Below are 11963 nucleotides of genomic sequence, written 5' to 3'. Positions count from 1 at the left end.
ACTCCCGCAATATTTGGCTCGGTAGCTCAGTTGGTAGAGCAATGGATTGAAGCTCCATGTGTCGGCGGTTCGATTCCGTCTCGCGCCATTTCTTATATTACACGGAAGGGTAGCGAAGAGGCTAAACGCGGCGGACTGTAAATCCGCTCCTTCGGGTTCGGGGGTTCGAATCCCTCCCCTTCCATCTTATACGGGCATAGTTTAAAGGTAGAACTAAGGTCTCCAAAACCTTCAGTGTGGGTTCAATTCCTACTGCCCGTGTTAAACGTTATGGCGGGTGTGGTGAAGTGGTTAACACATCAGATTGTGGCTCTGACATTCGGGGGTTCGATTCCCCTCACTCGCCTATTTTATATTTTTGGGGTATAGCCAAGCGGTAAGGCAAGGGACTTTGACTCCCTCATGCGTTGGTTCGAATCCAGCTACCCCAGTTACTATTTGCCGGCGTGGCGGAATTGGCAGACGCGCTGGACTCAAAATCCAGTGTCCGCAAGGACGTGCCGGTTCGACCCCGGCCGCCGGTATAGTATTAAAGACAAGGTTTTCGGACCTTGTCTTTTTTTTTCTTCTAATTTTTTCTTTTGCAGTTACTTAAAATTACTTATATTTTTTCTAAATTTTATTGTAAACCTGAATGTTCAATATTACTTTACTATATGTTTACTAAATCTTAATTTATTTCTTTATAAATTTAACTATAATAGGTCTATACCATTTACAAATTACACAGAAAGGTTTATAATGTAATTGACATAATAAATATTAGAAAAATGAATTACGGAGGTTATCATTATGCCTAAATATATTAAAGCGGATCAATTTTTCTATCCTCATGGTGTTCGCCGTGGCGGTTTTCTAGAACTAGTTGATGGTAAATTTGGTAAGCATGTGGATCAAGTATCTGAGGACGCAGAAATTATTGACTATACTGGTTATAGTATTGCTCCTGGTCTTGTTGATACACATATTCATGGATTTGGTGGGGTTGATGTTATGGATAATAACATCGAAGGTACTCTTCATACAATGAGTGAAGGTCTTCTTAGCACAGGTGTTACTAGTTTCCTACCAACTACTCTAACATCATCATACGAACAATTATTAGCTGTTACTGAAAATATTGGTGCGCGGTATAAAGAGGCTTCTGGTGCTAAAATTCGTGGGATTTACTTTGAAGGCCCATACTTTACTGAGGAATTTAAAGGAGCTCAGAACCCTGCTTACATGAAAGATCCTCGCATGGATGAATTTCGTGCTTGGCAGAAGGCTGCTAATGGTCTTCTAAATAAAATTGCTCTTGCACCAGAACGTGAAGGTGTTGAGGACTTTGTACGTACGGTTACTGGTGAAGGTGTTACTGTTGCTTTAGGTCACTCAAATGCAACTTTTGATCAGGCTAAGAAGGCTGTTGACGCTGGTGCAAGTGTTTGGGTTCATGCTTATAATGGTATGCGTGGGTTAACTCACCGTGAGCTTGGTATGGTTGGTGCTATGTATGAATTGCCACATACTTATGCTGAATTGATTTGCGATGGGCATCACGTTGATCCTAAGGCTTGTGACATCCTACTTAAACAAAAAGGTACTGAAAATATTGCTCTTATCACTGACTGTATGACAGCGGGTGGTTTGAAAGATGGGGACTATATGTTAGGAGAATTTCCAGTTGTGGTTGCAAATGGTACTGCTCGTCTCAAATCTACTGGGAACTTGGCAGGTTCTATTCTCAAACTTAAAGACGGTTTGAAAAATGTTGTTGAATGGGGCATTGCAAATCCTCATGAAGCAGTTATGATGGCCAGTCTCAACCCAGCAAAATCAGTTCATATTGATGATGTTTGCGGACAAATCCGTGAAGGCTACGATGCTGACTTTATCGTTCTTGATAAGGATTTTGAATTGGTAGCAACTTACCTTGATGGTGAAAAACGTTATCAAGCATAATCTCTAAAGTAGAAACTAATTTAGTTTCTACTTTTTTTAATTTAGTTTGTTAATTTTTTCACATATTACTTGATTTTATTTATGGAAAGGCTTACAATTATGATATAAACAATACAAATAAAAAAACGGAGGTAAGCTTTATGAAAGCCTATACTTATGTTAAACCAGGACTTGCTTCATTTGTTGATGTTGACAAACCAGTTATTCGCAAGCCAACTGACGCTATTGTGCGTATTGTAAAAACTACTATTTGTGGAACAGATCTTCATATTATCAAAGGAGATGTCCCTGCATGTAAGAGTGGAACTATCCTTGGCCATGAAGGAATCGGGATTGTAGAGGAAGTTGGAGCAGGCGTTTCAAACTTCAAAAAAGGCGATAAGGTTTTGATTTCTTGTGTTTGTGCCTGTGGTAAATGCTACTACTGTAAAAAAGGAATCTATGCCCACTGTGAAGACGAAGGCGGTTGGATTTTTGGACATTTGATCGACGGTATGCAAGCCGAATATCTTCGTGTTCCTCATGCTGATAATACTCTCTATCACACTCCAGCTGATTTGTCTGATGAAGCCTTGGTTATGTTATCTGATATCCTACCAACTGGTTATGAAATTGGTGTCTTAAAAGGGAAAGTAGAGCCTGGTTGTAGTGTGGCTATCGTTGGTTCAGGTCCAGTTGGCTTAGCAGCTCTATTGACTGCTCAATTCTATTCACCTGCTAAATTGATCATGGTAGACCTAGACGATAACCGTTTGGATACTGCAATTTCTTTCGGTGCTACTCATAAGATTAATTCTTCAGACCCTGAAAAAGCAATTCAAGAAATTTATGATTTAACAGATGGTAGAGGTGTGGATGTTGCTATAGAAGCTGTTGGTATTCCTGAAACGTTTGATCTCTGCCAAAAGATTATCGGTGTAGATGGAACAGTAGCCAACTGTGGTGTGCATGGTAAACCAGTTCAGTTTGATTTGGACACTCTTTGGATTCGTAACATTAATGTTACTACTGGATTGGTTTCTACCAATACAACTCCTCAGCTTTTGAAAGCTTTAGAAAGCCATAAAATTGAACCAGAAAAATTGGTAACTCATTACTTCAAACTAAGTGAAATTGAAAAGGCATATGAAGTATTTGGTAAGGCTGCAGATCATCATGCGATTAAGGTTATCATTGAAAACGATATTTCAGAAGGTTAATCGAATTTTGAATCCAGTTATTCTTTTTAGAATTGCTGGATTTTTTGAAAATATTAGATAATTCGTGAAAGCAAGCAAATTTCTTTCATTGTTCTTAAAATTTCGCTATAATATACGATACAAAGGAAATGAAACTATGTATCGAGTGATAGAAATGTACGGGGATTTTGAACCTTGGTGGTTCATAGAAGGATGGGAAGAAGACGTCATTAGTAGTAAGAAATTTGAAAATTACTATGATGCCTTGAAGTATTATAAATCTTGCTGGTTTGAGCTGGAAAAGAAAATTCCACTATATAAAAGTCGAGGAGACTTAATGACCATATTTTGGAATCCGGAGGATAAGCGTTGGTGTGAGGAATGTGATGAATTTCTGCAGCAATATCATTCCTTGGCTTTACTGGAAGATGGTCAAGTTATACCAGATGAAAAATTCAGACCGGGTTATGAAAAACAAACTGGTTTAGAAATCCACCGGACGTGTCGCATCAAAAAAGATGGAACAACTTTTTAATAAAGTTGTTCTTTTTTTGTATTTTCTTCGAATAATTAACTGAGGAGGGAATATGGTACAAGCACTTGCACAAGAATTGATTAGTCTCGCAAAAAAGGATGGAGCTCAGGATATCTATTTTATTCCCAAGGACAAGGTTTATGAGTTGCATATGCGAATAGGTGATGAAAGGCGGTTGATTAATAGCTATGACTTTGAAAAGTTGGGCGCAGTGATTAGTCATTTTAAGTTTATTGCGGGGATGAATGTTGGAGAAAAGCGTCGTAGTCAGCTTGGGTCCTGTGATTATCAGCATGATGGCAAGGTTTCTTCACTACGCTTATCGACGGTAGGAGATTATCGTGGTCATGAGAGTTTAGTTATTCGCCTTTTGCATGATGAAGAACAAGAGTTGCGTTTCTGGTTTCAAGACCTTAAGGAACTAGAAAAGGGCTTTAGGCAACGCGGCCTTTATCTATTTGCAGGACCTGTAGGAAGTGGTAAAACTACCTTAATGCATGAAATAGCTAAGTCATTTTTTAAGGGACAACAAGTCATGTCCATTGAGGACCCAGTCGAGATTAAGCAAAAAGAGATGCTGCAATTACAACTCAATGAAGCTATTGGACTGAGTTATGAAAACTTGATAAAACTTTCTTTGCGCCACCGCCCAGATCTTTTAATCATTGGAGAAATCCGGGATAGCGAAACAGCCCGTGCTGTTGTAAGAGCGAGCTTAACGGGAGCTACAGTGTTTTCGACCATACATGCAAAGAGTATTCGTGGGGTCTATGAGCGTCTTTTAGAACTGGGTGTCAGTGAAGATGAACTCGCAGTTGTTTTACAAGGTATTTGCTACCAGAGACTAATCGGGGGAGGAGGAATTATTGATTTTGCAAACCAAAATTATTCAGAACACCAGGCAGAAAAGTGGAATGAGCAAATTGATCAGCTTCTTAAAGACGGACATATCACTGCCCTTCAAGCTGAAACGGAGAAAATTAGCTACCAGTAAGCAGAAGAAAATTATCATTCTCTTTAACAATTTGTTTTCGAGTGGTTTTCACTTGGTAGAAATCATTTCCTTTCTTGATAGAAGTCTTTTGTTGGAGAAGGAATATGTTTCGCAGATGCACCTAGGACTATCGAAAGGAAAATCTTTCTCGGAAATGATGGGGAATTTAGGTTTTTCGAGTGCGATTGTCACTCAACTTTCATTGGCTGAAGTTCATGGAAATCTCCATTTGAGTTTGGGGAAAATTGAAGAATATTTGGATAATCTTGCTAAGGTCAAGAAGAGGTTAATTGAAGTTGCGACCTACCCACTTATTTTGCTAGCTTTCTTACTGCTCATAATGTTGGGGTTGCGAAATTATCTCTTGCCCCAACTGGATAGTAGTAACATAGCTACCTTAGTGATTAGCAATCTACCACAGATTTTTCTCGGACTTACTGTGGTACTAAGTTTTGCATCTTTAACAGGGCTGATTTTCTACAGGAAATCTAGGAAGATATCAGTCTTCTCTTTTCTGGCTAAATTTCCATTTCTAGGTGTGTTTGTTCAGTATTATCTAACTGCCTATTATGCTCGGGAATGGGGAAATATGATTGGACAAGGTTTAGAGTTGGCACAGATTTTCCAGATGATGCAGGAGCAAGGGAATCCTCTTTTTAAGGAAATTGGATACGATTTAGAGCAATCTTTGCAAAATGGGCAGGAATTTTCTAAGGTTGTTCAGACCTATCCCTTCTTTAGAAAGGAGTTGGGATTAATCATTGAATATGGAGAGGTTAAATCCAAATTGGGAAGCGAATTGGAAATCTATGCGGAAAAAACCTGGGAATCCTTCTTTACTCGAGTTAATCGGACCATGAACCTTGTTCAACCACTGGTCTTTATTTTTGTAGCCCTGCTAATCGTTTTATTGTATGCAGCTATGTTGCTGCCGATGTATCAAAATATGGAGGTAAATTTTTAGATGAAAAAAATGATGATGAAATTAAAAGAAACGAAGGCAAAAGCTTTTACACTGGTAGAAATGTTAGTGGTCCTTCTTATCATTAGCGTCCTACTCTTATTGTTTGTGCCAAATCTTACTAAGCAAAAGGATGCAGTCAATGATAAGGGGAAAGCAGCTGTCGTCAAGGTGGTAGAAAGCCAAGCAGAACTGTATAGTCTGGATAAAAATGAAGATGCTAGTCTAAGCAAATTACAGGCAGATGGACGCATTACTGCTGAGCAAGCAAAAGCCTATAAGGAATATCATGCAAAACAAAAGACAAGTCAAACAGTTTCGGATTAGGGCTTTTACTATGCTAGAAAGTTTATTGGTCTTAGGAATAGTCAGCCTGTTAGCCTTGGGCTTGTCGAGTTCAGTTCAATCAACTTTTGCAGCTGTGGAAGAGCAAATTTTCTTTATGGAGTTTGAGGAACTTTATCGAGAAACCCAGAAGCGAAGTCTGGCTAGCCAGCAGAAGATGAACTTAATGCTAGAAGAGAGAAGTATTGGGAATGGCTATCAGAAATTGGCTATTCCTAAAGGCATTCAATTGCAGTCTAATCAGTCAATTACCTTTGATAAGGCTGGAGGGAATTCGTCTCTAGCTAGCGTGAGATTTCAAACAAGGAAAGAAGTGGTTCGCTACCAACTATATCTAGGAAATGGAAAGATTAAACGTATTCAAGAAGCAAAAAATTAAGGCTGTTATTCTACTAGAGGCAGTGATTTCACTAGCCATTTTTGCCAGTATAGCCACCCTCTTGCTGGGACAGATTCAAGAAAGTAGAAAAAGAGAAGTAGAACTTCTAAAACAGGAAGAAGTTTTGCGAGTGGCTCGTATGGCTTTGCAGACTGGACAAAAGCAGTTAACTGTCAATGGCCTTACGGTTCATGTTGTCTCGAATGAGCGAGGTTTGGAGGTATACCATGGAACGGAGAAATTACTGGCGATTCAAGACAAGTAGGGTCAGAGCTTTTACACTTTTAGAATCCTTGGTTGCCCTTATCGTTATTAGTGGTAGCTTACTTCTTTTTCAAGCTATGAGCCAACTCTTGGTTTCAGAGGTTCACTATCAGCAGAGAAGTGAGCAAAAAGAATGGCTTTTATTTGTGGATCAGCTAGAAGCAGAGCTGAATCGAGCCCAATTTGAAAAAGTGGAGAATGATAGGCTTTACCTCAGACAGGAAGGTAACCCCATTTCCATGGGTAAATCAAAGTCAAATGATTTCCGGAAAACAGATGCCAGTGGACGTGGTTATCAACCCATGGTCTACGGTCTAAAATCAGCTCGAATTCAAGAAAAAGGGCAGGAGTTGCACTTTCACTTTCAGTTTGAAAAGGGACTAGAGAGGGAATTTATCTATCGTGTTGAAAAAGAAAAAAGTTAGAGCAGGAGTTCTCCTATACGCTGTCACTATTGCTGGAATTTTTAGTCTTTTGTTGCAGTTTTATCTAAATCGGCAACTAGCACATCATCAGGATTATGCCTTAAATAAAGAAAAACTTCTTGCATTTGCTATGGCTAAGAGAACCTATGAAAAAGCTTCTTCTGAAAATGGAGAGCAGTCATTTAATGTAGGGAAGTCAACTTATCGAAATGACGAGAATTTCTTCACAACGACTATTGACACAGGAAAAAATAAGTTTGAATTTCACTTTTCTCCTTTAAAAAAGACCGGTCAAAAGTCTGAGAAAACAGAAAACAAGCCCAAAGAAGGAAATGAGGAGAAAAAAGAAGAAGGGGGCAAAAAAGAGACTGCTAGATCTTCAAAATTAGCACCTTCAAAGAAGGGCACAGAGTAGTTTGGACGAGGTTTTTACCTGAAATCATGCTATAATAGATACATATGGAGGACCAAAAATGGCAAGTGTAAAATTGTATCTAGTGCGTCATGGGAAAACAATGTTTAATACGATTGGGCGTGCTCAAGGCTGGAGTGATACTCCTTTAACAGCTGAAGGTGAGCGAGGCATTCACGAACTGGGAATTGGTTTGCGTGAATCAGGCTTAAAGTTTGAGCGTGCTTATTCAAGTGACTCAGGACGTACCATCCAGACTATGGGAATTATCCTTGAGGAACTAGGTTTAACAGGGCAAATTCCTTATCGGATGGATAAGCGAATCCGTGAATGGTGCTTTGGTAGTTTTGATGGTGCTTATGATGGGGACTTATTTATGGGGATTATTCCTCGTATCTTTAATGTCGATCATGTGCATCGTTTGTCCTATGCGGAGCTAGCTGAGGGTCTGGTAGAAGTAGACACAGCAGGTTGGGCTGAAGGCTGGGAAAAACTAAGTGGTCGTATCTGGGAAGGTTTTGAAGCCATTGCCAAGGAAATGGAAGCTAATGGGGGAGGAAATGCTCTCGTTGTCAGTCATGGAATGACAATTGGAACTATTGTTTACCTCATTAACGGCATGCATCCACATGGTCTTGATAACGGAAGTGTGACGATTCTTGAGTACGAAGATGGTCAGTTTTCAGTAAAAATTGTTGGGGACTGTAGCTACCGTGAAATTGGACGAGTTAAGCTAGACGAGCAAGCTAGTTCAGAACAATAAAATTCAGTACTAAATGAAAACGACTAATAGAATGCTAATGTCATAATTCACAAGCTTGCGAGAGCTGAGTGCTTTGACAATAGCATTCTTTTTTGTTAGAATAGTATCAACATGAAAGCATAAGAAGGGACTGACAGAACTGTCGTCCCCTTTTGTCTATCTTATAAGGGGGAAATATGCTGTTTCAGAAAATAAAAGCCTATAAATGGCAGGTCCTGGCTTCCTTGATTATGACAGGTCTAATGGTAACGAGTTCACTCTTGCAACCACGATATTTGCAGGAGGTTTTAGAGGCCCTACTAACAGGTGATAATGAAGCTATTTATACTATCGGTTTTTGGTTAATTCTTGTTGCCTTGATTGGTTTGGTTGCAGGTGGGATCAATGTAGTGTTAGCAGCTTACATTGCTCAAGGAGTTTCGTCTGACTTACGTGAAGATGCCTTTCGTAAGATTCAAACTTTTTCATACGCCAATATTGAGGAGTTTAATGCAGGGAACCTCGTTGTGCGTATGACTAACGATATCAATCAGATTCAAAACGTCGTTATGATGACCTTCCAAATCCTCTTTCGACTACCGATTTTATTTATTGGTTCCTTTATATTAGCCGTTGTCACTCTGCCTTCGCTGTGGTGGGTGCTAGTTCTCATGGTCGTTCTGATTGTTGCCATAATGGGTTTTATGATGGGAGTTGTGGGACCGCGCTTTGCAAAATTCCAGACCTTACTAGAGCGTATCAATGCCATTGCTAAAGAAAATTTGCGTGGTGTGCGCGTGGTTAAGTCTTTTGTCCGAGAAAAAGATCAGTTTGATAAATTTACGCAGGTGTCAGATGAATTGTTGGGAGAAAACCTTTATATCGGTTATGCCTTTTCTGTTATGCAACCTGCAATGATGTTGATTTCTTACGGGGCTGTTTTTCTCTCAATCTGGCTTGTAGCAGGTATGGCAGAGTCAGATCCATCAGTAGTTGGTTCCATTGCTTCCTTTGTAAACTACCTGAGTCAGATTATCTTTACCATCGTCATGGTTGGATTTTTGGGGAATTCAGTCACTCGTGCTATGATTTCCCTTCGTCGTATTCGTGAAATCCTTGATACAGAACCAGCTATGACTTTCAATGATGTGGAAGATGAAGAATTGGAAGGAAGTCTCAGTTTTGAAAATGTTACCTTTACCTATCCAAATGATGAAGAACCTATCCTAAAAGATGTATCCTTCGATATCGCAGCTGGTGAAATGGTTGGGGTTGTCGGAGCAACTGGTGCAGGGAAATCAACCTTGGCTCAGTTGATTCCACGATTATTTGATCCTCAGCAAGGTTCGATCAAGATTGGTGGAAAGGATATTCGGACAGTTAGTGAAGGGACGCTTCGTAAGACAGTTTCTATCGTCCTACAAAAAGCCATTCTCTTTAGTGGAACTATCGCAGATAATCTCAGACAAGGTAAGGGAGATGCGACAGTTTCAGAAATGGAACGCGCAGCTCGCATCGCCCAGGCCAGTGAATTTATTAGTCGTATGGACTTGGCCTTTGAAAGTCCGGTTGAGGAACGTGGGACTAACTTTTCTGGTGGACAAAAACAAAGAATGTCTATTGCGCGTGGGATTGTCAGCAATCCTCGTATCTTGATTTTTGATGATTCAACCTCTGCCCTTGATGCCAAATCGGAACGTTTGGTTCAAGAAGCCCTCAACAAGGATTTGAAGGGGACGACTACGATTATCATCGCACAAAAGATTAGCTCTGTTGTGCATGCTGATAAAATTTTAGTGCTTGACCAAGGTCGCTTGATTGGTCAAGGCAAACACGCTGACTTGGTTGCATCAAACCCAGTTTATCGTGAAATTTACGAGACGCAAAAAGGAAAGGAGGAGTAGGATGAAGACATTTGAATTCTTTTGGAACTATTTTAAAGTTTATAAGATATCCTTTGTCGTTGTTATTGCTATGATTATCATTGCAACGATTGCACAAGCCCTCTTTCCAGTATTTGCAGGTCAAACAGTCACAGAACTGGCTAATTTGGTTATAGCTTATCAAAATGGAAATCCTGATATGGTTTGGCAAAGTCTATTAGGACTCCTGGTCAATCTTGCTTATATTTTGATTGTGCTCGTGGTGTCGAGTCTTATCTATATGGTTTTGATGAGCCGTATTATTGCCGAATCGACAAATGAGATGCGTAAGGGCCTTTTTGGCAAACTTTCTCGCTTGACTGTTTCCTTCTTTGACCGCCATCAAGATGGTGATATCCTGTCACGTTTTACCAGTGATTTGGATAACATCCTACAGGCTTTTAACGAAAGTCTGGTGTCTGTGATGACCAATATTGCCCTTTATATTGGCTTGCTGATTGTCATGTTCGCAAAAAATGTGACCTTGGCTTTGATTACGATTGCTAGTACTCCGATAGCTGTCATCATTTTGATTGTCATTTTGAAATTGGCAAGAAAATATACCAATCTTCAGCAAAAAGAGGTTGGGAAGCTAAACGCCTACATGGATGAGAGTATTTCAGGTCAAAAAGCCGTTATCGTTCAGGGTATTCAAGATGATGTGATCGCAGGTTTTGTTGAGCAAAACGAGCGTGTCCGTAAAGCAACTTTTAAGGGCAGAATGTTTTCAGGAATTCTCTTTCCTGTCATGAACGGAATGAGCTTGGTCAATACAGCTATTGTTATTTTTGTCGGTTCAGCTGTCTTACTGAATGATCAGAATATCGAGACAGCGACAGCTCTGGGTTTGATTGTCATGTTTACCCAGTTTTCTCAGCAATATTACCAACCCATTATCCAATTGGCAGCGAGCTGGGGAAGTTTGCAACTGGCCTTTACAGGTGCAGAACGTATCCAAGAAATGTTTGATGCAGAAGAAGAGATTCGTCCTCAAGATGCTCCAGTTTTCACAGAATTGCGAGAGGGTGTAGAGATTCGCAAGGTAGACTTCTCCTACCTGCCAGGGAAACCGATTCTAAAAGATGTCAGCATTTCAGCTCTAAAAGGGAAAATGATTGCGGTAGTTGGTCCGACAGGTTCAGGGAAAACAACCATCATGAACTTAATCAATCGTTTTTATGATGTGGATGCAGGTAGTATCAGCTTTGATGGAACAGATATTCGCGAGTTTGATTTGGATAGCTTGCGAAGCAAGGTGGGAATTGTCTTACAGGATTCAGTTTTATTTAGCGGAACCATCCGAGACAATATTCGCTTTGGTGCCCCTGATGCTAGTCAAGAAATGGTAGAAGCGGCAGCTAAGGCTACGCATATCCATGAATATATCGAAAGTCTACCAGATAAGTACGATACTCTGATTAATGATGATCAGAGCGTATTCTCAACCGGTCAGAAGCAGTTGATTTCTATTGCTCGTACCTTGATGACAGATCCTCAGGTCTTAATTTTGGATGAGGCAACATCAAACGTGGATACTGTAACAGAGAGCAAGATTCAAAATGCCATGGAGGCAATTGTAGCAGGAAGAACTAGTTTTGTGATTGCCCATCGCTTGAAAACTATTCTCAATGCAGATCAGATTATTGTTCTTAAGGATGGTGAGGTTATCGAACAAGGAAATCATCACGAATTGCTCAAGCTTGGAGGTTTTTACTCCGAACTTTATCACAATCAATTTGTCTTTGAATAATACTCTTCGAAAATCTCTTCAAACCACGTCAGCGTCCTAGTTTGCTCTTTGATTTTCATTGAGTATAAGCAAAAAAGTTGTCCTAATTTTGGGCAACTTTTTCTGATAAAAA

General features: G+C 39.9%; 13 protein-coding genes and 6 tRNA genes. All 19 read left to right on the top strand.

Annotated elements, in window-relative coordinates; translation table 11 throughout:
- Positions 1-15 precede the first annotated feature (15 nt).
- The 19 genes from ACLNCS_RS03115 (at position 16) to ACLNCS_RS03025 (ending at position 11851) form a co-directional block, all read left to right on the top strand.
- A tRNA-Phe gene (locus ACLNCS_RS03115) sits at positions 16-88 on the top strand.
- A gap of 15 nt (positions 89-103) precedes the next feature.
- Positions 104-184: transfer RNA gene (locus tag ACLNCS_RS03110), tRNA-Tyr, on the top strand.
- 6 nt (positions 185-190) lie between these two features.
- Positions 191-261, top strand: a tRNA-Trp gene (locus tag ACLNCS_RS03105).
- A gap of 12 nt (positions 262-273) precedes the next feature.
- A tRNA-His gene (locus ACLNCS_RS03100) sits at positions 274-346 on the top strand.
- A gap of 13 nt (positions 347-359) precedes the next feature.
- Positions 360-431 (top strand) — tRNA-Gln (locus tag ACLNCS_RS03095).
- Between the two features lie 9 nt (positions 432-440).
- A tRNA-Leu gene (locus ACLNCS_RS03090) sits at positions 441-524 on the top strand.
- 268 nt (positions 525-792) lie between these two features.
- Positions 793-1944: an N-acetylglucosamine-6-phosphate deacetylase gene (gene nagA, locus ACLNCS_RS03085; protein WP_070460867.1), complete on the top strand. Its 1152-nt coding sequence runs from the start codon at positions 793-795 to the stop codon at positions 1942-1944.
- 140 nt (positions 1945-2084) lie between these two features.
- Positions 2085-3143 (top strand): zinc-dependent alcohol dehydrogenase family protein, encoded by a 1059-nt coding sequence (locus ACLNCS_RS03080; RefSeq protein ID WP_070460865.1) that lies wholly within the window; start codon positions 2085-2087, stop codon positions 3141-3143.
- Positions 3144-3279: 136 nt separating this feature from the next.
- Complete coding sequence (locus ACLNCS_RS03075) at positions 3280-3657, top strand: DUF1033 family protein (protein ID WP_036752150.1); 378 nt, start codon at positions 3280-3282, stop codon at positions 3655-3657.
- A gap of 52 nt (positions 3658-3709) precedes the next feature.
- The gene (gene comGA / locus ACLNCS_RS03070; RefSeq protein WP_424847151.1) at positions 3710-4651 is read left to right on the top strand and encodes a competence type IV pilus ATPase ComGA; all 942 of its coding nucleotides are present in this window, start codon (positions 3710-3712) and stop codon (positions 4649-4651) included.
- Entirely contained in the window at positions 4572-5615 is a 1044-nt protein-coding gene (gene comGB / locus ACLNCS_RS03065; protein WP_424847149.1) for a competence type IV pilus assembly protein ComGB, read from the top strand. The genes comGA and comGB overlap by 80 nt, the downstream gene beginning before the upstream one ends.
- Complete coding sequence (gene comGC, locus ACLNCS_RS03060) at positions 5616-5939, top strand: competence type IV pilus major pilin ComGC (RefSeq protein ID WP_049494534.1); 324 nt, start codon at positions 5616-5618, stop codon at positions 5937-5939.
- Positions 5902-6336, top strand: coding sequence for a competence type IV pilus minor pilin ComGD (gene comGD, locus ACLNCS_RS03055; protein WP_070460860.1), 435 nt, complete (start codon positions 5902-5904; stop codon positions 6334-6336). Before comGC ends, comGD begins: the two co-directional genes overlap by 38 nt.
- The gene (gene comGE / locus ACLNCS_RS03050; RefSeq protein ID WP_024053803.1) at positions 6299-6601 is read left to right on the top strand and encodes a competence type IV pilus minor pilin ComGE; all 303 of its coding nucleotides are present in this window, start codon (positions 6299-6301) and stop codon (positions 6599-6601) included. Before comGD ends, comGE begins: the two co-directional genes overlap by 38 nt.
- Positions 6564-7025, top strand: a complete 462-nt coding sequence (gene comGF / locus ACLNCS_RS03045; protein ID WP_424847146.1) for a competence type IV pilus minor pilin ComGF — start codon at positions 6564-6566, stop codon at positions 7023-7025. The genes comGE and comGF overlap by 38 nt, the downstream gene beginning before the upstream one ends.
- On the top strand, positions 7003-7440 hold the full coding sequence (gene comGG, locus ACLNCS_RS03040; RefSeq protein WP_225750749.1) for a competence type IV pilus minor pilin ComGG: 438 nt from the start codon (positions 7003-7005) through the stop codon (positions 7438-7440). The genes comGF and comGG overlap by 23 nt, the downstream gene beginning before the upstream one ends.
- Before the next feature lie 58 nt (positions 7441-7498).
- Positions 7499-8200: a histidine phosphatase family protein gene (locus ACLNCS_RS03035; protein WP_414256260.1), complete on the top strand. Its 702-nt coding sequence runs from the start codon at positions 7499-7501 to the stop codon at positions 8198-8200.
- A gap of 176 nt (positions 8201-8376) precedes the next feature.
- Positions 8377-10083, top strand: a complete 1707-nt coding sequence (locus ACLNCS_RS03030) for an ABC transporter ATP-binding protein (RefSeq protein WP_424847143.1) — start codon at positions 8377-8379, stop codon at positions 10081-10083.
- A gap of 1 nt (position 10084) precedes the next feature.
- A complete protein-coding gene (locus ACLNCS_RS03025; protein ID WP_424847141.1) occupies positions 10085-11851 on the top strand; it encodes an ABC transporter ATP-binding protein in 1767 nt (588 codons plus the stop codon).
- Positions 11852-11963: the final 112 nt, after the last annotated feature.

Origin of the sequence: Streptococcus sp. CL9.43, from assembly GCF_049737935.1 — a bacterium.
GTDB lineage: Bacteria > Bacillota > Bacilli > Lactobacillales > Streptococcaceae > Streptococcus > Streptococcus infantis_I.
This window is presented reverse-complemented; position numbering and strand designations above follow the sequence as displayed.

Bases quoted from the DNA above. Each gene is read 5' to 3' on its own strand.
- ACLNCS_RS03035 (WP_414256260.1), top strand. From the start codon at position 7,499: ATGGCAAGTGTAAAATTGTATCTAGTGCGTCATGGGAAAACAATGTTT.
- nagA (WP_070460867.1), top strand. From the start codon at position 793: ATGCCTAAATATATTAAAGCGGATCAATTTTTCTATCCTCATGGTGTT.
- comGE (WP_024053803.1), top strand. From the start codon at position 6,299: ATGGAAAGATTAAACGTATTCAAGAAGCAAAAAATTAAGGCTGTTATT.
- comGA (WP_424847151.1), top strand. From the start codon at position 3,710: ATGGTACAAGCACTTGCACAAGAATTGATTAGTCTCGCAAAAAAGGAT.
- comGC (WP_049494534.1), top strand. From the start codon at position 5,616: ATGAAAAAAATGATGATGAAATTAAAAGAAACGAAGGCAAAAGCTTTT.
- ACLNCS_RS03030 (WP_424847143.1), top strand. From the start codon at position 8,377: ATGCTGTTTCAGAAAATAAAAGCCTATAAATGGCAGGTCCTGGCTTCC.
- ACLNCS_RS03025 (WP_424847141.1), top strand. From the start codon at position 10,085: ATGAAGACATTTGAATTCTTTTGGAACTATTTTAAAGTTTATAAGATA.
- comGD (WP_070460860.1), top strand. From the start codon at position 5,902: ATGCAAAACAAAAGACAAGTCAAACAGTTTCGGATTAGGGCTTTTACT.
- comGB (WP_424847149.1), top strand. From the start codon at position 4,572: ATGAGCAAATTGATCAGCTTCTTAAAGACGGACATATCACTGCCCTTC.
- comGF (WP_424847146.1), top strand. From the start codon at position 6,564: ATGGAACGGAGAAATTACTGGCGATTCAAGACAAGTAGGGTCAGAGCT.
- ACLNCS_RS03080 (WP_070460865.1), top strand. From the start codon at position 2,085: ATGAAAGCCTATACTTATGTTAAACCAGGACTTGCTTCATTTGTTGAT.
- ACLNCS_RS03075 (WP_036752150.1), top strand. From the start codon at position 3,280: ATGTATCGAGTGATAGAAATGTACGGGGATTTTGAACCTTGGTGGTTC.